Origin of the sequence: Ectobacillus panaciterrae DSM 19096, from assembly GCF_000430785.1 — a bacterium.
Classification (GTDB): domain Bacteria; phylum Bacillota; class Bacilli; order Bacillales; family Bacillaceae_G; genus Ectobacillus; species Ectobacillus panaciterrae.
In genome coordinates, this window is record NZ_AUMR01000011.1 from 69355 (window position 1) to 90376 (window position 21022).

Genomic DNA, 21022 nt, shown 5'->3' on the forward strand with positions numbered 1-21022 from the left:
GATGTTTCCTCCTTTTGCGCATCTTATCCAAATTACGGAAAAGAAGAGGAGGAATTATACTTCAAAAAAAGAGAGGATTGCTCCTCTCTATAGTACGCGGTCAAACAATTCCAGAACCTTCTGCATTTCTTCGTCACTCCAGCCGCCAAACTTTTCTTTGTAATATTCTTTGCGCAGGTTTTCGAGCTTCTCTGCTACCTCTCGGCCTTTGTCTGTAATTTCCAAGTAGACAATGCGGCGGTCGGAGTCCGAGCGCTTGCGCATAACTAACTCTTTCTTTACAAGCCGGTCTGTGACAGCTGTAATATGACTGGATGTAACATTTACTTCAGAAGCAATTTGCGATGCCATTTGCGGACTGTTTGCGTATAAAGCACGCAAAACGGAAAATTCGTTCCACGGCATATACTCCTCAAACAATTCATTAATATCCGTTTGCAGCATGCGGAACATTTGGCGGAGTGACATAGATAATTGTAAAATAAGTGCTTCTCGTTCTTGTCTCACTGTTCTCGATCCTTTTTATTCATATTTGAAATTATTATAATTCATTCACATTTATATTGTATACATTTTCTTTTCACAATATATTTCCACCTGTCTTGACAGAAGAAAAGTCAGGTGACGACATGCTTTATTATTATTTTAACATATTTTCTGAAAAGAAAGCGCAGGAAAATTTTTTTTGTCTTGTGCTCATATACATAAATGAACAGTAAAGAAGGAAGGTGACAATTATGCACTACGGTCCTGCCCCTTATTTCCCCGAATATCGTCCCATTAAAGATTCTACCCTTACGTTACAAGGCGAGGGTACAGTTCAAGCAAAACCGGATGTGGTAGTTATCACGCTCGGCGTGTCGACGGAGAATGAAAATGTGAAAACAGCGCAGGAGGAAAACGCAGTTCATTCCGCTGCTCTTTTAAATGCGTTAAAAGCTCTTGGCATTCAGGAACAAGAGATTCAAACTATCTCTTACACAATTACGCCGGAATATAATTATATAGACGGAAAATCCATACTGCGCGGCTACCGCGTCGAGCACCTATACGAGATAACTGTTTTGAACGTACAAAAAGCCGGGGAAGTATATGCCGCAGCTGTGCAGGCTGGTGCAAACATCGCGCGCGGTCTTACATTTCGCGTTTCAAACCCTGATGTATATTACCAACAAGCCTTAACGCTCGCTATACAGCAGGCACAGGAAAAAGCAAAGGCTGTCGTGAGTACACTCGGTGTAACTTTGAATCCAATTCCCATCTCCATCACGGAAGAGCCCGGCGCTGTTCCAAGATATGCAACGTATGCCGCCTCGTCTAAAGCAGTCCCGCCCATTCAGCCGGGTGAATTGGATATTACTGTAGCGATTCGAGCTGTATTCTCCTATATGTAATTTTCATGGTTTTTGGTATAATGAAATACGGTGAGCCCTTTTTTAGGGAAATCACGGGCGGGAGAGGGATATAGTACAAAAGAAGGTTCAACATGAAAGGATTGTTGGAAAATACGTTTGATTTAAGAGGGCATCATACGACAGCGAAGCAAGAGCTGCTGGCGGGAGCAACCTCATTCTTTACGATCGTTTATATTATGGTCGTAAATGCGGCAATTTTGTCGGATGCCGGGATTCCCCTTGAAGCGGGGATTTTGGCTACAGTTTTCAGTTCATTTGTCGGATGTCTGCTCATGGCATTTCGGGCGAATGCACCGATTATTCTCGTTCCAGGCATGGGTGTAAATGCGTTCTTTACGTTCACGATTGTACACTCTATGGGACTTAGCTGGCAGGAAGCGTTGGCAGCTATATTCGTATCAGGGATTCTTTTTGCAATAACAGCTTTTACACCGCTTGCGAGAATTTTATCCGAGACAATTCCAAAATCACTAAAAGAAGCAATTACAGTAGGAATTGGCGTGTTTTTAGCATTTATCGGTCTGCAAAAAGGCGGATTGGTTGTAGCAAATTCCAGTACGGCTGTTGCGCTGGGAAGCTTGCGTGATCCGCACGTCCTAGCGACACTCGCAACGCTTGTGATTGCGCTTGTTCTATTTATTCGCAACGTAAAAGGAAACTTTCTTTGGACGATTGCAGCAGGAACGCTTATCGCATGGCTGTTCGGCATTGTGAATACAGCGCAAACCGGTTCTTCTTCATTTTCTTTTTCAGATTATGCTTCTGTATTCGGCGCAATGTCCTTTGCAAAAATTGTATCTGTACCGTTTTGGATTGCTACATTTTCCTTGAGCATGGTGCTTATTTTTGAAAACATGGGGCTGCTTCACGGCATGCTGGAAAGGTCGGAAAAGTTTCGTCGCGCTTATCAATCCAATGCTCTTTCTGTTCTGATGTGCGGCTTGTTCGGCACAAGCCCGACGGTATCTACAGTGGAAAGCGCAGCGGGAATCGCAGCCGGCGGAAAGACTGGTTTAACTTCACTGACAACCGGCGTCTTGTTTTTAGGATCGCTGTTTGCTCTGCCATTTGTAAAGATCATTCCAGATAGCGCGATTGCACCAATTTTGATTATCATCGGCGGATTGATGATTGTAAACATCCAGAACATTAACCTTCAGGATTTCTCTGAAGGATTTCCGGCGTTTCTAATCATTGTGATGATTCCGCTCACATATAGCATTGCAGACGGGATTGCCTTTGGCTTCATCGCTTATCCGGTGCTGAAATTAGCGCTCGGCAAACGAAACGAAGTCAAAAAGCCTTTGTATATCATTGCCAGTCTGTTTTTCCTTACCTTTGTATTACATGCAATGGGATAAAGCCGGGTGACGCGTCACCCGGCTTTTATATTTTTTCCGCTCATTGTTTTTCTTGTCAATGCATACTGGCTTGCCTGCCATCCGTTGCCCGCAAATGCAAAGCGCCGCATACAAAACTCATATATCGCTTCCTTTTTGTCTAATGCAAATATAGAAAAGAGAACGGGAATTGCAATCCCTATTATCGTGTACAACATGTTTCCATAATCAAATATTTCAAGAAAAAGCTTGTTTGTTCCAATATGCAAATACATAATAATCATGCTTTTTTTATTGAGAAAAGTGAAGAAGGAAAGCTTCATAGTGCGTTGCAGCAGCTGAAAAATACCGCAAAAAGAAACGGTCATCACTAAAGGAATGAACGCATCCAACATTACATTTTCATAACGAAGATATTTCATGCTAAGGTGGTAATCCAGTAAGCCTCTGTCTTGCAAAAAGATAAATATTGCGCTTGACGCTGTACAAAAAGCGGTGATCCAGCTCGGTATTCTTTTCAAGTACGGTTTAGCGAAATATCCGATACTATAGTAAAAGACCGCTATAAAAACGACATCTATGTTCCAAGGCGCGACTAGGTTCAAAGAAGGATTAGAGCCTTTCAGCAGACTGACATAATATGCTTCTGCATGAGCTGCCATATAGAGAAAGCCGATTGCTGCAAATTGTCCCCATCTTGCTTTAAATAGGAGCAGAATGACAGCAAATACAATTTGCGTAAGAAATAAACATGTAATGAACCAAAAAACTCCGTAGTATCCTGTAATAAATCGTCCGCCAATCATTAGATTCCAAAGATCCTTGCCGTACCAGGACGGCACTGTATTTCCGTTTATGAATTCCCACGCATAGCGCAGCAATGTAAAGCTGCCTAAGTATATAAAATACGGCACAAGAAGCTGTTTCGCACGTTTTCTTATAAATCCTCTCAGCTGAGGCCACTGATGGACAGGCTTAGATACATAACCGCTAAGCAGAAAGAAAAAAGGCATATGGAACCAATAAATATAAGTAATGTAATCTTTCTGTTTATATGCGTGTCCGGCTACAACCAAAATCATGCAAAGCCCCTTTGCTGCGTCGAGCCAAACCTCCCGCTTCTTCGCCATCACTTCACCCCTTTTATCACGTTCTTCATTGTATGGCGAAGAAAGGGCTTTATCAAACGAATAACCAGAATTTCAAGAAGAAGTAAAGTGTATGAAATATTTTTTGCAATATAGTAAAATTTCTCACCTTCTCATTACATTATTTAAACCATCCTTTTCGCTTAAACCATAGAATCATTACCGCAAAAATAATGCCCATGAGAAATAAACATGCATAATAGCCGTAATGCCATGTAAGCTCAGGCATATATTTAAAATTCATTCCGTATACGCCTACAATAAAAGTGAGCGGCATAAAAATCGTTGAAAATATCGTTAAGGTTTTCATAATGCTATTCATGTAATCCGAGTTTAAAGAAAAATAGCTGTCTCGTATATCCGCTGTCAATTCACGGCTCGTTTCAATCATCTCCGACAGCTTCAGCAGATGATCGTATATATCTTTAAAATAAATCTCATGGTCGCTTACGCCATGAAACCGTTCCGAATTCAAGATACGATACAGCAAATCCCTCATTGGCACGATGGTGCGGCGCATTTTCGATAATTCAGCCCGTATATCAAATACTTCTTCCAATACCAGTCCAGACGATTCTCTCGTCAAATTATCATCAATATCATTCAGACGATCCTCTAAATAATAAACAGGCGAAAAATAGTTATCCACCAGCTGATCAATAATCATATGCGCGACATGAAGCGGACTGTTTTTTACGCGCGCTTTCTCCGATAACTTTTCCCATGATCGTTCTACCGCTTTATCTGCATGTAAATGAAAAGACACTAAAAATGTTTCACCAACAAATAAATCTACCTCCAAGGGCTCCAAATCCTTTCTTGAAATAGAATGCAGCACAAGAAAGTGATAGCCCTCATAAAAGTCTACTTTCGGCCGTTGCACATATTCTAAGCAATCTTCAATCGCCAGCGGATGAAAATGGAAATAGTCTTTTAAAACAGCCGTATACTCAAGCTCCGTAGGCTCGCATAAATCTATCCAGTACCAAACAATATCTTCGCGGGTTATGTCTTCTATCGCTAAATTGTACAGCACATCTTCTTCCTTCGTGATTCCACATATTCGTATCATCCGAGTTCACCCCGTCTTAGTATGAGCTTCTCGTTTAAAACGAACACAAAAAAGCCAAGGAAAAAACTCCTTAGCTTACTTTGTGACAATATCATGCACAAGCTTTGGCTCAGCAACATGACCTTTAGAAATTTTAATATTTTCGTAAATCTTTTGTTTCACTGCTTCAACATTTTCGCTGTTAGCATGAATGGTTACAAGCGACTCCCCTTTTTTCACGGTATCGCCCACTTTTTTGCGAAGCATTAGACCGACGGCCAAGTCGATTTGCGATTCTTTCGTTGCGCGTCCTGCTCCTAGAAGCATTGCAGCTGTGCCGATTTCATCTGCTACAATTTCAGACACATATCCATCTTCCTTCGCTTCTACTTCGATGATATATTTCGCTTGCGGAAGCTCGGATGGGTTTTCTACTACTGATGCATCTCCGCCCTGTGCAGACAAGAATGTTTTGAAAGATTCAAGCGCTTTGCCGTTATGCATAACCTCTACAAGCTTTTCGCGCGCATCTTCTAGAGAAGATGCTTTGCCTGCTAAATATACCATTTGGCTTCCAAGCGTTAAGCATAGCTCTTCTAAATCTTTCGGACCTTTTCCTTGAAGCGTGTCAATCGCTTCTTTGACTTCTAATGCATTGCCGATTGCAAAACCAAGCGGCTGACTCATGTCTGAAATAACAGCCATCGTTTTGCGGCCTACATTATTTCCGATACGCACCATTGCCTGCGCAAGCTCTCTCGCATCATCAGCCGTTTTCATAAATGCACCCGCACCCGTTTTCACATCAAGAACGATAGCATCTGCACCGGCTGCGATTTTTTTGCTCATGATAGAGCTGGCGATAAGCGGGATAGAGTTAACAGTCGCAGTAACATCGCGAAGCGCATACAGTTTTTTATCTGCAGGCGTCAAGTTTCCGCTTTGCCCGATTACAGCGATTTTATTTTTATTTACAAGATCAATGAATTCTTGATTTTCAATTTCAACATGGAAGCCTGGTACAGCTTCAAGTTTGTCAATCGTTCCACCCGTATGACCTAAGCCGCGTCCGGACATTTTCGCAACAGGAACATCAAGCGCTGCAACCAATGGGCCAAGCACAAGCGTCGTTGTATCACCTACACCGCCAGTGGAGTGTTTATCCACTTTTACGCCTTCAATAGCGGACAAATCAATTGTATCCCCGCTGTTTACCATTGCCATCGTAAGATCTGCACGCTCTTGATCGTTCATATCCTTGAAGAACACTGCCATCGCAAACGCACTCATTTGATAATCAGGAATACTGCCTTTTGTATATTCTTCGATAATAAAATTGATTTCTTCTGTTGTTAGCGCATGACCGTCACGTTTTTTTGCAATTAAGTCGACCATTCTCATGAAGTATCACCTCTTATTTCATTTGACTAACTAGCTCTTTAACGAGAGACAGGAAGTTAGCTTTTACACGCTCTGTTGTTTCAATTACTTCTCCGTGGTGAAGCGGCTGATCTAAAATACCTGCGGCCATATTAGAGATACAGGAAATCCCAAGCACCTTCATGCCTGCATGGCGAGCTGCAATAACCTCTGGAACAGTGGACATTCCGACAGCATCGCCTCCGAGCGTACGGAACATGCGAATCTCTGCAGGCGTCTCGTATGTAGGGCCTGTTACAGCTAAATATACACCTTCTTGCACGTTAATGTTCAAGCTTGCTGCCGTTTGTTTTGCAAGACTACGAAGCTCTTTGCAATACGCTTCTGACATATCAGGAAAACGCACGCCAAACTCAGAATCATTTGGTCCGATCAACGGGTTAGTACCCATAAAATTAATGTGATCGGAAAGAATCATCAAATCTCCAGGTGCGAAGGATGTATTAACTCCTCCTGCTGCATTCGTCACGATTAGCTTCTCCACTCCGAGCGCTTTCATCACACGCACTGGAAATGTTACTTTTTGCATATCATAGCCTTCGTAGTAATGAAAACGTCCTTGCATAGCAACAACAGGAACGCCTCTCAAAGTTCCGAACACAAGCTGTCCAGCGTGTCCTTCTACTGTAGAAACAGGAAATTCCGGAATTTCTTGATATGGAACCTTCACCGCATCTTCAATTTCATCTGCCAGCACGCCAAGACCGGAGCCAAGAATTAAACCGACCGCCGGCGTTGTACTGAATTGTTGTTTTAAATAAGCAGCTGCTTTTTCAATATGCTCACGCTTCATTGCTATTCCCCCTATTTCAAATGTTTTAAAAAGCTTTCGCCGTATTGCGGCATTGTTACGCCAAAGTTCTCAGCTACTGTTGCACCGATAGCTGCGAATGTTTGGCAGATTGGCATTTCTTGTCCGCCATTCTTCATAGACGGGCTGTAAGCCAGCAGAGGCACGTATTCACGAGTATGATCTGTACCATAATGAATTGGGTCATTTCCATGATCTGCAGTAATTAAAAGAAGATCATCTTCTTTTAGTTGCGTCAATACTTCCAAAAGGCGTGCATCGTACTCTTGCAGCGCTTCTCCGTACCCTTGCGGATCACGGCGATGTCCGAACAATGCGTCAAAGTCTACAAGGTTTACGAAGCTGAGTCCTGTAAACTCCATGTTAAGCGTATCAACAAGCTTGTCCATGCCATCCATATTAGATTTTGTACGAAGCACTTTTGTTACACCTTCGCCATCATAAATATCAGAAATCTTTCCGATAGCGATGACATCGTAGCCGCCGTCTTGCAATTCATTCATAACTGTGCGGCCAAACGGCTTCAGCGCATAATCATGACGGTTTGGCGTACGTTGGAAGTTTCCCGGCTCTCCTATGAACGGACGTGCAATGACACGGCCCACCATATATTTTTCATCTAATGTTAATTCACGTGCAATTTTACAGATTTTATACAGCTCTTCAAGCGGTACAATTTCTTCGTGGGCTGCAATTTGCAATACGCTATCTGCAGATGTATACACGATCAGTGCACCTGTTTCCATATGCTCCTTGCCCATTTCATCTAGAATTTCCGTACCTGATGCCGGTTTATTGCCAATGATTTTGCGTCCTGTACGCTGCTCCAGTTCATCCAACAATTCCTTCGGGAAGCCTTCCGGGAACACTTGGAACGGTGTATCAATATAGAGACCCATGATTTCCCAATGACCTGTCATTGTATCTTTTCCTGCAGATTTTTCCTGCATTTTTGTATAGTAGGCCATCGGTTGTTCTGACTTTTGAACTCCTTTTATTTCACCAATATTACCAAGTCCAAGTTTCGCCATGTTCGGCATATGTAATCCATTCATATGTTCAGCGATATGACCAAGCGTATTCGCTCCTTTATCTCCGTACTTCTCGGAATCAGGTGCTTCTCCGATGCCCACGGAGTCCATCACGATAAGAAATATACGTTTATATTTACTCATTGCTTTTCCCTCCTGTTTTTTACCTTATTATATGCGAAACTTTGGGAATGCTTGCCTCGCTCTGTAAGTCAGATGTCAGACTTCTTTTCTTTTATCATACCATGTTTACGCTTTCTTTTTAATATATTTTATGTATAAAATTTGAACAAAGAAAACTTTTCCTATGTATTATACCTTATTCAACATTATTCTACAAACCACTCCTGCTCATAAAAGAAAACAGCTTTGACAGGCTGTTTTTATTTTGTAAACGCTTCAATTCCTTTTATAATTCCATCGGCTGTTTTCTTTTGAAAAGCATCTGCAGAAAGCAGCTTTGCATCCTCCCGGTTTGTTAAATACCCGACTTCAACCAGAGCAGACGGAACAAGGGATTCACGCAGCACTTTATAATTGCCGAACTTGACAAAGCGAAGCGGCAGCCCCGTTTCTTGAGACAGTGCAGCGGCTATTATTTCCGCTGCTTTCTTGTCTCGGAACAGCGTGAAATAAAACGCTTCGATTCCTCGAACAGACGGATTTTGCGAAAACCCGTTAGCGTGGATGCTGAGAAATAAATCCGCGTTCACGCTGCGTCCCAGTTTCGGGCGGCAGCTTAAATCTTCTATATATCCTTTTGAATCGCACTCTTTATCCGTGTCTCTTGTCATATATACTTTGTAGCCCTTCTTCTCTAAATCTTCTTTTATATAGTGAGAAATATTCAAGACAATGTCCTTTTCTACAAGTCCGTTCATTTCAAAGCCTGGATATTGTCCGCCGTGCCCGGGATCAAGAACAATGACTTTTTCATGCTCAGCTTTCCAGCGCAGCGCAAGTATAAGTAAAGCCATGATTACAATGATGAAGCCGCCTGTTATCATATATTTTTTCATATCTCACGCCCTCGTTCTGTTCTTTTTCTACCTATTCGTGAACCTACAGAAAAAAACCTTCACATCTGTGAAGGTTCTATTTTACTTCTACAACTTGCTCAATGTGGTCATGCAATTCGCCTTTTTCCACATGTACTTTAATATGATAATTTCCTGCTGTTTTCAGTACAGGCGCTGCTTTGTATTCACCCTTTGTTCCTTCTTTGGCCGGGATATACTCGTGCTTGTCGCTTCCGTCTCTCCAAATTTCAAATTGAACCTTTGCTTCGGATAACGCCGCTCCCTTTTCTTGTACATGAGCAGTTAAGGCAGCAGGTGTGTTTGCGTTGAGCTGTGCTGTCATCAGATGAATAGATACATCGCCGCTGTCAGCGTGACTATGGTCATCTTCATGCGCTGCTTGTCCGTTTCCTACCGTAACTTTCACTTCCGGCATAACATGCATATCTCTTGCATTTGTGTGAGCAATAATATGATACACACCGTCCGCGTCAAATACTTTTTCAATAGTGTAGACACCATTTCCCTTATGCTTCGCTTTTGTCATTTCATGCTTTTGGTCGCCGTCTTTCCACACCTCAAACTCCACTTCATCAGCATCTTCCACTTTCTTTCCATCCTGTGTGACGATCGCTTGTATTTCTGCCTTTTCATTCGGCTTAATTGTTTCAGGTTTTGTTTTCACTTCCACTTTTACTTCTTTTGGCACCTCATCTGTCTGAGCGCCTTGGTTATGTTCACTATTGCCGCTGCACCCGGCTAATGCGAAAACCGCTACTAAGGCTGTTAAAAGTTTTTTCATGATAACGCCCTCCTCCGTTATTTAGTATAGTCCTTTAAAAAATGATTTGTCCACCTCAGGCGGCCGTTCCAAATGGAAATTATATGAGAAGAGTTTATGAAGTTTCTGTGAAGTCACAAAGAAAAGCTCCATCGGCACCTATATACAACTGAATAAAAAAACCGTCTTTTTTAGTGGGGCGAGAGCATCCGGCGACGTGCGGAAGCGGTCAAACCCTTGTAGTGGTTCATGCAAGGGTAAACCATAGATAGGAAGAAAGCGCCAATGCCTCTGCACACAGCACATTGAAATGTTGAAATCATAAATCATTCATATATAGCTGATGGAACTAGACATGTCCCCCGATTTTATATTTTCTTATCATACAAGAAAAAGCACAGGATTTTTCCTATGCTCTCGGATGAAACTGCTTATATACATCTTTTAATCGCACTTTAGAGACATGTGTGTAAATCTGTGTAGTGGAGATATCAGCATGCCCGAGCATTTCCTGCACTGCGCGCAAGTCCGCTCCGTTTTCAAGAAGATGTGTCGCAAAGGAATGACGAAGTGTGTGCGGCGTAAGCTCCTTTTGAATGTTCGCTTCCTTCGCGAGACGCTTTAGTATTTTCCAAAAGCCTTGCCGTGTCAAGCGTTCCCCGTGGTGGTTTAAAAACAGGGCATCCGTCGTCCTTTTACCTAACAGCTCTTTCCTGCCATGCTCGATATACTTTAAGATTGCCTCTGTAGCGAGACTGCCAAGGGGAATGATGCGCTCTTTGTTGCCTTTTCCTAAGCAGCGCACAAATCCCATTGTTACGTGCACATCTGACAAATCAAGATTGATAAGTTCTGATACGCGCAAGCCCGTAGCATATAAAAGCTCAAGCATTGCTTTATCCCGTATGCCGAAGGGGTTTGCTGTTTTTGGGGACTGCAACAGTCCCTCAACCTCCGCAATCGATAAAACCTTTGGAAGCTTTCTCTCTGCTTGCGGTGTTTCCAGGTGAACAGATGGGTCATGCTCAACAACACGCTCCCGCAGCAAAAACTGATGAAAGGAGCGAATGGATGCGATATGACGCGCAATTGTTTTCGATGATTTGCTTTGATCGTTTAAATGATACAGGAAGCTGACGATATGTAACCGCGTCACATCGCGCAATGATGAAAGCTGTTCTACCTTTTGTATATACTGTAAATAACTCTTTAAATCTCTCTCATAAGAAACAACCGTATTGCGTGCCAATCCTTTTTCAACAATCATGTAATGTATAAAATCTTTTAATGGTTCCTCCAAGTTTCTCTACTCCCCGTTTTCATAGAAGAAAATCATCCGGTTTACCCAATTGTCAGCAACAAAACCGGATACCTCCTCAACCGATTCTCCCTTCGGTTTTTCATAGCGGTGATAATTTTGATATTCTTCATTTATCCATAGTATAGCGAAATAAAAGAGAATCGTACAACCTGTAAACATCAAAAATACTTTTGCGACATCGAACATAACTTTCATTGCCTTACGCATTTATTTTCCTCCATATGCAGTATTATTACAACATATGCCAAGCTTACGGAGGTTTATACATGAGAAACAAAAAACCTTTTCCTCACCGGGAAAAGGTTATCGTTCTGTCGGTTTTTCTTGACACAAATGGCAAATTCCATAAAATGTCAAACGATGATCTTTTACTTTAAAATTCCAATTCCGCTCTACTTTCCGTTCAACTTCACCGAGCAAGTCTTCTTGAATTTCTTCAACAGCGCCGCATTCTGTACAAATAAGATGATGATGGAAGCGTGACGCTCCTTCTTGGCGCAGGTCGTAGCGTGAAACACCGTCACCGAAATTGATTTTATCGACTATTTTTAACTCCGTTAACAATTCTAAAGTACGATAAACGGTTGCAAGTCCGATCTCGGGCGACTTTTCTTTTACAAGGAGGTAAACATCTTCCGCGCTTAAATGGTCTTCTTCATTTTCCAGAAGCACACGTACGGTAGCTTCCCGCTGTGGTGTCAATTTATAGCTTGCTGCATGTAATTGCTTCTTGATTCGTTCAATTCTTTCTTCCATTCGGTACTTTTCCCTCCCTCGCCACTCTTACACCATTATATCAAAAGAAGAGGGAGTGTCAAAAGAAAATAATGAAAGTCTCTTAATCTTTATTACTATTTAATAATTATTTTTTATTAATAGCCTCCACGATACTTTTCATGAGCGCCGGAGAAATATATGACTCTATACCCGAAGCAAGCGCCAGCGCGAGGCCGATTACAAGAAAAAAACATGTGTACCGTACAAACAACGGCAGGAGCGGTTCATGCATACGCCTTACAAATTGATGACGGATCATTCGAAGAGAGAAGCTGGCAGCTGCCATTGTCATTACCAAAAAGACCGGAATGATAATTAAATTTTGCGGAAGCACCGCCGCAAACGATAACAAAAAACCGTTCCAGCCCAGCTGATTTACCAAAAAACCAACCGTAAATCCGACAACTACTCCTTTTAAAAACAGCAGAATAAAAATAATAGGCAAGCCAATAACTGAAATCCCCAGCAGCCAAATAAGCCCGATATATTTTAAATGAGAGAAATAGCTTTCCTGAAACATTTCTCCCGAACTCGCAAATTTCCCTTGTGAGACTTGTCCGAAGAAACGACTTAAATAAAAATATAAATCCTGCTTTTGACTTGCCTGCAGGCTGTTGACAAGTACCGCTCCGAATATGACTCCCATTAATAATAAAACAGACACAAACAAATAAAGCGATGAGTTCTCTTGTATATGGCAGGCAGCTCGATCTTGCCAAGATTTTCGCACCATTTCCCCCCCCGTTTCCCTCTTAGTAGAGTGTATGAGACAAGCTTTAAAATATGAGTAAGATAATCATTGAATTTATTATTTTTTGTTTGATACACTAAAGATAGAATAGGAGGGATACGTGTGAATCAGCTTTTACTCGATTTTCCTACAATGTTTCAAACTGAGCGTCTGCAAGTTCGAAAGCCGTTTCCTGGAGACGGAACAGAACTGTTCGAAGCTCTCCAAATTTCTCTAACAGATTTGCAGCCTTGGCTTTCTTACGGGCAAAACATCCTCACAGAAGAAGATGCAGAGGCTGATGTTCGTGAATCGCATGCAAAATTTTTGCTGCGTGACGAGCTGCGCTTCCATCTTTACAAAAAATCAGACAGTTCGTTTTTGGGCATGCTTACACTGCACCCTGCAAACTGGCACATTCCAAGTTTCACGTTAAGCTTCTGGATTTCAAGTACACATCGAAATCAAGGCTACATGACTGAGGCATTAGAAGGTTTGATAAAGTTCACGTTTGAAAAACTTGGCGCCAAGCGTTTAGAAGTTCGTTGCGACAGTTCTAACGAAGCTGCCAAAAGGCTTGCTGAACATGTGGGCTTTATATTGGAAGGCACTCTGCATAACGATCGTCTTGCTACCGGCAGCGATGAAGTGCGCCATACATGCGTATATGCGAGAACGAAAAAATAGACATCCTAAACGGATGTCTATTTTTTCAGCTGTAAATATTGCACAGCCATAATTGTTTTTGCATCGTGAATGCGCTGTTCTTCTATAAGCTGAAGCGCTTCTTCGAGAGTAATCTCCATCAGCTCCACAAACTCATCCTCATCAAGTGCTGCTTTATCCTCTTTTTTCTTCAATCCCGTTGCTTCATATAAGTATACAATTTCATCAGCAAATCCCGGAGATGTATAAAAAGAAGCAATCAGTTTTATTTCGTCGCATATGTATCCTGTTTCCTCTTCTAATTCGCGAACAGCTGTCATTTCAGGGGCCTCACCCGGCTCTAGCTTGCCTGCCGGAATCTCTACAAGCGTCTTCTCCATCGCCTTTCGATACTGCTCCACAAGTACAATTTTCCCTTCATTTGTTACCGCTATAACAGCTACTGCCCCCGGATGCTTCACGAGCTCGCGTTTGCTTGTCGCACCGTTCGGCAGCGCTACCTCGTCTACTTGCACCTTAATTACTTTACCTGAAAAGATCGGGGTTGTGCCTATCGTTCTTTCTTCAAACTTATTCACAAGCTTTCATCTCCCTTGTTCTATTTCCTTATACGCTCTCATACATTCTACCACAACATGAGAGGGAGGAAATTGAAATGAAGATGTACATTTCTTCAAATCGCATCATGCTTGCGGGCAGGGCTTTGGAAATACGTCATATGCTAAAAAAATATAGCCAAAGCTATACAACTGTCGCGGAATGGATTCAGGCCATGCAAGCGGAATGATTTGTATAACCTCCTTCCCTTTCGTACAATGGAAGCAAGGAGGGATACACATGAAAAAGCGTCAATTAGGTGCTTCTGATTTATTCGTAAGCGAAATCGGATTTGGCTGTATGTCTCTTGGCACAAATGAAGCAGAAGCGATTCGCATTCTTCATGCTGCGTTGGATCAAGGCATTAATTTTTTTGATACGGCAGATTTGTATGATTACGGCTTAAATGAAGAGTTTGTAGGAAAAGCATTGAAAGATAAGCGCGAGAACGTGATTCTTGCGACAAAAGTGGGCAATCGCTGGACTGAAGAAAAAAATGGCTGGAGCTGGGATCCATCGAAAGCGTACATAAAAGAAGAAGTAAAAGAAAGTTTGCGCCGCCTCCGCACAGACTATATTGACCTGTATCAGCTTCACGGCGGGACGATTGAAGACAATATAGACGAGACTATAGAAGCGTTTGATGAACTGAAGCAAGAAGGACTTATCCGACATTATGGCATTTCCTCTATTCGCCCGAATGTCATTCGGGCATATGCAGCACGTTCTCATATCGTGAGCGTGCTGATGGAGTACAGCATACTGAATCGTCGGCCTGAAGAACTGTTTCCTTTTCTTGAAGAACAGCGCATCAGCGTAATAGCGCGGGGACCGCTTGCTAAAGGCTTGCTTACAGACAACCATACAGGAAAGCTCGCAAAAACGAAAGAAAAAGGATATTTATCCTATAACCACGAAGAGCTGTCCGATATAATCCGGGCGGTAAAAGAAGCTGTCAACCGGCCTCTTGGGGAAACCGCTCTCCAATACAGCCTGCACCATCCAGTCGTCGCTTCCGTGATTCCCGGAGCAAGTTCTGTTGAACAGCTCACGCAAAACATACAAACAGGAACACTACTTACAGATGAAGAATATCATCGTATTCAAGCCATCACAAAACAAGATGTATATACAGCTCACCGTTAATAAGAAAAGCGGAGCCGGCTCGTTTAGGCGAAGCTAGACATGCTCCCGGAATTTTATACTTTCCTACTATGTAAAGAAGCTGCCTTCCACAGGCAGCTTCTTTACATAGTATCGTACTTGTCAGGATTCGTTCCTACGCGCTCATTCTTGTTTATAGCGTCAATTTTCTTCATATCTTCATGGGAGATCGTAAAATCAAAAATATCGCTGTTTTCTTGAATGCGCGATGGCGTCACTGATTTTGGAATAGTAACGATGCCACTTTGAATATCCCAGCGTAAAATGACTTGCGCTGGCGTTTTGCCGTACTTCTGTGCTAACTCTTGAATAACGGAGTGCTGGAAAATGTCTCCGCCCTTCATAAGCGGACTCCATGCTTCCATCTGAATGTTACGCTGGCGGCAAAACTCCCGAAGCTCAAGCTGTGACAGCATTGGATGAAGTTCTACTTGATTTACCATCGGCTGAATTTGACACCCCTTTAACAGCTCTTCTAAGTGATGGATATGGAAGTTAGATACGCCGATTGCACGAACGCGGCCGTCTTTATACAGCTTTTCTAATGCACGGTATGTGTCTGTATATTTGCCGCGTACAGGCCAATGAATCAAGTATAAATCAATATAATCTGTCCGGAGCTTGTGCAGGCTCTCCTCAAATGCTTGAAGCGTGGACTCATAGCCTTGGTCATCATTCCATACTTTCGTTGTCAGGAATATATGCTCTCGCGCTACACCGGATTCTTGAATCGCTTCCCCTACACCGCTTTCATTTTCATAAATGGCAGCTGTATCAATGGCGCGGTAGCCGACCTCTAAGGCAGTCCGAACCGCTCGCTTTACCTCCTCTCCCTCCTGTGCTTTATATACACCAAGACCAAGCCACGGCATTTTTACTCCATTGCTTAACGTTGTTGCAGATTGAATATCATACATAATCGTCACCTCATTCATTAGAATAAGAAAAAACCAAAGTACTCATACCTTGGCTTTCCTTTCACCTTAAAAATCGAAATTGTCAGGATCTGGACCGACACGACGCTCCTCATTTAAAGCATCGATTTGTGCCACATCCTCCGCTGACAGTTCAAAGTCAAAGATATCGCTGTTTTCTTCGATGCGGGAAGGCGTGACAGACTTCGGCTTCGTTTCTTTTAATTGCTTCGCTTCCTCTTGAAACTTTTTGCGCCAATGGTTGTCATACGGCACGACTTCAACCTTCCTCATTTTCAGCTACTTTTACCTCTCATGAATTTCATTTAAATTCTTTCCATGAAAGACTACTTTCATTAAACAGCTCTTCAAATGATTTGTTTTTTTCGCGCTCGCGCTGTTCCCGCTTTTTACGTTCCGTTTCCTCCTGTCTTTTTTGTTCCGCTTCTTCCGTCAGCCTTTTTTGTTTTTGCTTCAGCTGCTGAAGCAAAGCGCTGTCCAGATGCTCGCCCAAGCTGACTGTTTCTTTCTCTATTTGATGAGCCGACGGCTGCTTTGTTTGTTTCTTTTTCTTTGCCATTTCACACACTCCTTTGTTCCTCCATTATAAAAAAGACAAGACATAATGTCATGCTTTTCTGCCTATGCACCATGTCTAAATAGAAGACATACCTTTATTTATAAATATGTAAACAAAAGGAAAATACTGTGTAAATATTTATTAATTTCCAAATAATTAGATCGTACGCAATCTGCTGCAGGTGAATCCACTCTTGGCAATTTAATCGCCGACGCACAGCGTAAAGCAATGGACGGCCAAATTGCTTTCATGAATCCAAGCGGAATCCGTAACGATCTTGATGCAGGCGATATTACTTGGGGCGAGCTGTACAACATCCAGCCATTCGGCAACGAACTAAAAAAGGTAACCTTAACAGGTAAAGATATCCGCGATTTATTAAACTTTCAATGGCAAGCGGATAAAACTCGCATGCTTCAAATTTCCGGTATCACATATACTTGGGATGCAAGCAAGCCTGTTGGTTCCCGTATTGTTGAGATGAAGCTTGCAAACGGCGAAGCAATTGCTGATGACAAAACTTACACAGTCGTAGCGAACGCATTTATCGCAGCTGGCGGCGACGGCTTTACACCGTTTAAAAATGGAAAAGACATTACACCTGGTCCAGTGGATTTAGATGCATTAGTTAACTATATAAAAGCTTCTAAAGAGCCAGTTTCAGCTAAAGTTGAAGACCGCATTAAAAAATTGAATTAATAAGAAGAGCCAAGGCGCATGTCTTGGTTCTTTTCCAACTCCGCATTTATGAAAACTTTTCTAACCATTCCTTTAGCGCAGTTTCCATAATTCGAGATTTTTGCCAGCCGGTTTTCTTTGCCGTTTCGTCTAACTGTTTTAAGACATTCTCGCATATAGAAAATGTCCTTCTCAGCCTTCTCCCCGTATGCGCAGGGAGAATTTTCTCTCGTTCTCTATCTAATAAGAGCCTGATTTTTTGAAGCTCTTCATAAATCAACTCTTGATAATTCGGGGTTTCTTTTAAAAGATGATTAGGGGAAATATCTAAAATCTCCCATTCGCGCAGCTCCTCCCCTTCTCCGACAAAAACTCTTTTCTTTTTCTCTCTATCATATTCATAACCGAGAAGCCTGAGTTTTTTAGATAACGTATAGGGCGTAATGCCAATTTGCTTCGCTATAACAACAAGAGATTCTTTTTTATTTAACCGATCAATCACTTCTCCTACCTTCATCCTTTCACCCCCTATTTGTATCATAAGCAAAAAATAACGCGATTTGCCTGTCTCACCGAAAATTCTGTTTAACAAGCTAAAGAATGCTTAGAAATTCTTCATGTCTTTCGTTACAATATATGTATACATACGGCGGAGGAGATACATATGACAGATTGCATGGAATTCAAATACATATATCAGCTTCTGCTTACATTAAAAAACGGAAAAGAAATAGAAACATACGATACATTTCCTCACTCAGACTGGGAAGAGACGCTCAGTGAACTGCATTTCCGCATTTCTGAATACAAGTTCAATCGATTTGGTCATCGTCTCATTCGTTCAAGTGAAATCGCGGTAGTTGAAATTGTTGGTATGGGCATTAAAGACATAGAGTAAAAAGCCTGCTTACATTCAGCAGGCTCTTCTATATAAATACAATTTATAAGTTCGACATGGATTTTGTCGAAAATTCATTTAGGATATATAGAGTTTATTAGGAATGCTTGGGTTTTAATCTTAGTGGACTCCCGTTCTACAATTTCAACTGCAGGCTGATGCGTAATAGGCAATACCGGCTTGCCCTGCATCTTTTGAATGAGCTCTTTGATTTCCCGTTCTCCTGTTTGCGGCTTGGAAATTGTCGTCAATGACGGGTATACGTATTCTCCTTCAGGGATCGCGCCAAAGCCGATGACCTTTAATTGTTCCGGTACTTGAATCCGAAGCTGGTGTGCTGCCCGTAAAACGCCTATCGCCACTTCATCACTGCAGGCACAAATACCGTCTATGTAGGGTGCCTTTTGCAGCAACTCCAAAGCGGCTCGTTCTCCGTCAGCAACCGATAACCGACTTTCAATCACACGATAAGGAACTCCATTCTCCTCTGCAACGTCCAAAAATGCCTCATACCTCTCATTCATAAAAGCACTGTCACCCCCCTTTATAAATGCAGGAAAGCAGCAGCCTTCCTCAAGCAAATGAGCAATGGCAAGCCTTGACCCTTCGTAATTAACAAGCCTGTCATGGTCTTGACCGTCCAATACAACAATCGGTATAGAAAAGACCTGATCTTTTACTTGCTCATGTACTTCCTGCGACATTAGGATACCTGCGATGTTGTTTTGCAGCAATACATCCATATACGATTTTCGATTTTGCACGTCGCCTATAATGACTTGGTATCCTGCTTCATACGCTGAATTTTCAATAGAAGTGAGGATGGAAGAAAAGGATGCACGCTCGAATCCCGAGAGCAACACGGCTATCATTGTAGAGGACTTCTTAAAAAGCGCTTTTGCTACAGCGTTCGGCTTGTATTTAAGCTGTTCAATCGCTTGCTCAACCTGTTTTACTGTATCTTCATGAACATACCCTTTCTTATTTAAAACACGGGACACAGTTGCGACAGAAACACCTGCTAATTTTGCAACATCGCGAATAGTTGCCACAGCTCCACCTCTTTGCATGGTAATAGATTACAATTTCACCGTAATCGAAATGCAGGCGTCAGTCAAGACGAAATGGTAAACTATAATGGTAAGATAATTATATCATGAGGTGGATCAGGAGGGATTAGGCATGAGGGTTTTTGGGACTGCTTTAGGAGCTTTAGTCGCTTTAGCCGCTGTCATATTTGGAATCGGCTATTTTTTCACTAATAGAATTATGTACATAAAAAAACGAACCGATGAGGAAATATTGGAACGCGAAGCAAGCAAATATTTTGATTTACAAGAGTTTGAATCGCTGGAAAAAGAAGATATATGGATTCCTTCTAAGTTTGGATATAACATTCACGCTTACTATATTCCTTCTCAAAAATCAAATCGCTTCATGATTTTTTGTCATGGCGTTACCGTCAATAAGCTGAATTCTATTAAATACAGCAATTTATTTTTCAAACGCGGCTTCAACGTCATTATTTATGACCATCGCCGGCACGGTCAAACAGGAGGACGCACGACCAGCTACGGCTATTATGAAAAACACGATTTGAAAGTGGTCGTAGATTGGGTGAAGGAACGTTTCGGAACCGATATTACGCTGGGCATTCACGGAGAATCTATGGGTTCTGCAACGCTGCTGCAATATGCGGGACATCTGGAAGACGGTGCTGATTTTTATATTGCGGACTGCCCGTTTTCCGATTTTTATGAGCAGCTCGCATACCGTTTAAAAGTGGAATTCAAATTGCCGAAATGGCCCCTTTTGCCATTGGCCAACGCATTTTTAAAGATTCGGGACGGCTATGCAGTGCACGATGTTTCACCCATTCATTGTGTGCAAAATATTAAAAAACCTATTCTATTCATCCATAGCAAGGATGATGATTACATTTTGGCGAAAATGACAGAGGAATTATATGAGCAAAAACGCGGACCGAAGCAGCTGTTTATTGCAGAAAAAGGCTTACACGCCCTTTCTTATGCAGAAAACAAGGACGCTTACGAACAAGTTATTGATGAATTTCTGCATACATATGTTTTACACTAACAGGTTCTTGCGTATTTCACTTTAACGAGATAATAAGCGGTTCATTTTTTATAGGGGCAAATATAAGCTCTTTATACGTTTCGCTTCGAGGCACTTCAAACAGCAGTATTCCTTCCGCAGTTCCCCTTGCCCTTATTTTTGTTTTATGCAGCAGACCGCTGTATTCTGTTGTTTGAAATACTCCATAAATTTTGCCTGTTGAGCTGACAAGGTTAAAATGCCTTGGCATCACAAGAAGACTTGTATTAAGATGGTTTGCAATGGAAACTTGAAAGATAAGAAACATGTAGCCTTCCTTTGCTTTCCAAATTTCATAACTGGAGGGTGTTCCTATTTTCCGAACGGAAACAGCTACTTTCTCGATACTGGCTGTTTCGTGTATATTGTGCGTTTTTATTTCCGGCAGAGGGATTTTTTTTGCTCCGTCTTGTACACAGCCCGTAAGTCCGCAAATGATAACAAAAGCGACAAGGAACATTTTCATCCGTTCTCACCTTCTTTTCGTTATATTACTTGTATATTGTGCTTCTATTTCCATTTTATACAAAGTCTGTCTATTTCCAT

Annotated in this window: 26 protein-coding genes and 1 pseudogene; 8 read left to right on the forward strand and 19 right to left on the reverse strand. The window is 42.0% G+C overall.

The features are described from left to right. Window positions 1-87 precede the first annotated feature (87 nt). Window positions 88-468 (reverse strand): MarR family winged helix-turn-helix transcriptional regulator, encoded by a 381-nt coding sequence (locus tag H540_RS0104065; RefSeq protein WP_425388087.1) that lies wholly within the window; start codon window positions 466-468, stop codon window positions 88-90. A 269-nt stretch (window positions 469-737) separates the two neighbouring features. Here H540_RS0104065 and H540_RS0104070 point away from each other — a divergent pair, with 269 nt between their 5' ends. Continuing rightward, entirely contained in the window at window positions 738-1394 is a 657-nt protein-coding gene (locus tag H540_RS0104070) for an SIMPL domain-containing protein (protein ID WP_028399535.1), read from the forward strand. 92 nt (window positions 1395-1486) lie between these two features. Then, a complete protein-coding gene (locus H540_RS0104075; protein ID WP_028399536.1) occupies window positions 1487-2776 on the forward strand; it encodes an NCS2 family permease in 1290 nt (429 codons plus the stop codon). Between the two features lie 14 nt (window positions 2777-2790). On the opposite strand, the gene H540_RS28955 is transcribed toward H540_RS0104075, so the two are convergent. The 11 genes from H540_RS28955 to spoIIM all read right to left on the reverse strand — a co-directional run bounded on the left by H540_RS28955 (window position 2791) and on the right by spoIIM (window position 12867). Next, window positions 2791-3885 carry an acyltransferase family protein gene (locus H540_RS28955; protein WP_155890937.1) on the reverse strand — a complete coding sequence of 365 codons (1095 nt, stop codon included), beginning with the start codon at window positions 3883-3885 and terminating at the stop codon, window positions 2791-2793. A gap of 139 nt (window positions 3886-4024) precedes the next feature. Next, complete coding sequence (gene corA, locus H540_RS0104085; RefSeq protein ID WP_028399537.1) at window positions 4025-4975, reverse strand: magnesium/cobalt transporter CorA; 951 nt, start codon at window positions 4973-4975, stop codon at window positions 4025-4027. A gap of 75 nt (window positions 4976-5050) precedes the next feature. Next, on the reverse strand, window positions 5051-6355 hold the full coding sequence (locus H540_RS0104090; RefSeq protein WP_028399538.1) for a pyrimidine-nucleoside phosphorylase: 1305 nt from the start codon (window positions 6353-6355) through the stop codon (window positions 5051-5053). Between the two features lie 13 nt (window positions 6356-6368). Then, the gene (locus H540_RS0104095; protein ID WP_028399539.1) at window positions 6369-7187 is read right to left on the reverse strand and encodes a purine-nucleoside phosphorylase; all 819 of its coding nucleotides are present in this window, start codon (window positions 7185-7187) and stop codon (window positions 6369-6371) included. 11 nt (window positions 7188-7198) lie between these two features. Then, window positions 7199-8380: a phosphopentomutase gene (gene deoB, locus H540_RS0104100; RefSeq protein ID WP_028399540.1), complete on the reverse strand. Its 1182-nt coding sequence runs from the start codon at window positions 8378-8380 to the stop codon at window positions 7199-7201. A gap of 239 nt (window positions 8381-8619) precedes the next feature. Continuing rightward, complete coding sequence (locus H540_RS0104105; protein WP_051316984.1) at window positions 8620-9255, reverse strand: N-acetylmuramoyl-L-alanine amidase family protein; 636 nt, start codon at window positions 9253-9255, stop codon at window positions 8620-8622. A gap of 76 nt (window positions 9256-9331) precedes the next feature. Further along, window positions 9332-10060, reverse strand: coding sequence for a FixH family protein (locus tag H540_RS0104110; RefSeq protein WP_028399542.1), 729 nt, complete (start codon window positions 10058-10060; stop codon window positions 9332-9334). A 385-nt stretch (window positions 10061-10445) separates the two neighbouring features. Next, window positions 10446-11336, reverse strand: a complete 891-nt coding sequence (xerD, locus tag H540_RS0104115) for a site-specific tyrosine recombinase XerD (RefSeq protein WP_028399543.1) — start codon at window positions 11334-11336, stop codon at window positions 10446-10448. 6 nt (window positions 11337-11342) lie between these two features. Beyond that, window positions 11343-11564: a YqzK family protein gene (locus tag H540_RS0104120; RefSeq protein ID WP_028399544.1), complete on the reverse strand. Its 222-nt coding sequence runs from the start codon at window positions 11562-11564 to the stop codon at window positions 11343-11345. A gap of 96 nt (window positions 11565-11660) precedes the next feature. After that, window positions 11661-12113, reverse strand: coding sequence for a ferric iron uptake transcriptional regulator (gene fur / locus H540_RS0104125; protein ID WP_028399545.1), 453 nt, complete (start codon window positions 12111-12113; stop codon window positions 11661-11663). Between the two features lie 106 nt (window positions 12114-12219). After that, complete coding sequence (gene spoIIM, locus H540_RS0104130) at window positions 12220-12867, reverse strand: stage II sporulation protein M (protein ID WP_028399546.1); 648 nt, start codon at window positions 12865-12867, stop codon at window positions 12220-12222. A gap of 120 nt (window positions 12868-12987) precedes the next feature. Between spoIIM and H540_RS0104135 the strand changes: the two genes are divergently transcribed. Continuing rightward, window positions 12988-13551, forward strand: a complete 564-nt coding sequence (locus H540_RS0104135) for a GNAT family N-acetyltransferase (protein WP_028399547.1) — start codon at window positions 12988-12990, stop codon at window positions 13549-13551. A gap of 17 nt (window positions 13552-13568) precedes the next feature. On the opposite strand, the gene H540_RS0104140 is transcribed toward H540_RS0104135, so the two are convergent. Then, window positions 13569-14108: an NUDIX hydrolase gene (locus tag H540_RS0104140; protein ID WP_028399548.1), complete on the reverse strand. Its 540-nt coding sequence runs from the start codon at window positions 14106-14108 to the stop codon at window positions 13569-13571. Between the two features lie 77 nt (window positions 14109-14185). Here H540_RS0104140 and mciZ point away from each other — a divergent pair, with 77 nt between their 5' ends. Both mciZ and H540_RS0104150 read left to right on the forward strand, forming a co-directional pair. Further along, window positions 14186-14317 (forward strand): Z-ring formation inhibitor MciZ, encoded by a 132-nt coding sequence (gene mciZ / locus H540_RS0104145; protein WP_028399549.1) that lies wholly within the window; start codon window positions 14186-14188, stop codon window positions 14315-14317. Between the two features lie 50 nt (window positions 14318-14367). Then, window positions 14368-15273, forward strand: a complete 906-nt coding sequence (locus H540_RS0104150) for an aldo/keto reductase (RefSeq protein WP_028399550.1) — start codon at window positions 14368-14370, stop codon at window positions 15271-15273. Between the two features lie 101 nt (window positions 15274-15374). Here H540_RS0104150 and H540_RS0104155 read toward each other — a convergent pair whose 3' ends face one another. The 3 genes from H540_RS0104155 to H540_RS0104165 all read right to left on the reverse strand — a co-directional run bounded on the left by H540_RS0104155 (window position 15375) and on the right by H540_RS0104165 (window position 16785). Further along, entirely contained in the window at window positions 15375-16208 is an 834-nt protein-coding gene (locus tag H540_RS0104155) for an aldo/keto reductase (protein ID WP_028399551.1), read from the reverse strand. 66 nt (window positions 16209-16274) lie between these two features. Further along, window positions 16275-16499, reverse strand: a complete 225-nt coding sequence (locus tag H540_RS0104160; protein ID WP_245592166.1) for a hypothetical protein — start codon at window positions 16497-16499, stop codon at window positions 16275-16277. Window positions 16500-16527: 28 nt separating this feature from the next. Then, window positions 16528-16785: a YqkE family protein gene (locus H540_RS0104165; RefSeq protein ID WP_028399553.1), complete on the reverse strand. Its 258-nt coding sequence runs from the start codon at window positions 16783-16785 to the stop codon at window positions 16528-16530. Window positions 16786-16941: 156 nt separating this feature from the next. Between H540_RS0104165 and H540_RS28960 the strand changes: the two are divergent. Continuing rightward, a pseudogene (locus tag H540_RS28960) lies at window positions 16942-17484 on the forward strand (bifunctional metallophosphatase/5'-nucleotidase); the annotation flags it as partial. Window positions 17485-17530: 46 nt separating this feature from the next. On the opposite strand, the gene H540_RS0104175 reads toward H540_RS28960, so the two are convergent. Beyond that, window positions 17531-17980, reverse strand: coding sequence for a ribbon-helix-helix domain-containing protein (locus H540_RS0104175; RefSeq protein ID WP_028399554.1), 450 nt, complete (start codon window positions 17978-17980; stop codon window positions 17531-17533). A gap of 147 nt (window positions 17981-18127) precedes the next feature. Here H540_RS0104175 and H540_RS0104180 point away from each other — a divergent pair, with 147 nt between their 5' ends. Then, window positions 18128-18361, forward strand: coding sequence for a hypothetical protein (locus H540_RS0104180; RefSeq protein WP_028399555.1), 234 nt, complete (start codon window positions 18128-18130; stop codon window positions 18359-18361). A 74-nt stretch (window positions 18362-18435) separates the two neighbouring features. On the opposite strand, the gene H540_RS28965 is transcribed toward H540_RS0104180, so the two are convergent. Further along, the gene (locus H540_RS28965; protein ID WP_051316986.1) at window positions 18436-19413 is read right to left on the reverse strand and encodes a LacI family DNA-binding transcriptional regulator; all 978 of its coding nucleotides are present in this window, start codon (window positions 19411-19413) and stop codon (window positions 18436-18438) included. A gap of 130 nt (window positions 19414-19543) precedes the next feature. On the opposite strand from H540_RS28965, the gene H540_RS0104190 reads away from it, so the two are divergent. Then, entirely contained in the window at window positions 19544-20458 is a 915-nt protein-coding gene (locus H540_RS0104190) for an alpha/beta hydrolase (protein ID WP_028399556.1), read from the forward strand. 16 nt (window positions 20459-20474) lie between these two features. Here H540_RS0104190 and H540_RS0104195 read toward each other — a convergent pair whose 3' ends face one another. Further along, window positions 20475-20942, reverse strand: a complete 468-nt coding sequence (locus tag H540_RS0104195; protein ID WP_028399557.1) for a DUF4352 domain-containing protein — start codon at window positions 20940-20942, stop codon at window positions 20475-20477. Window positions 20943-21022: the final 80 nt, after the last annotated feature.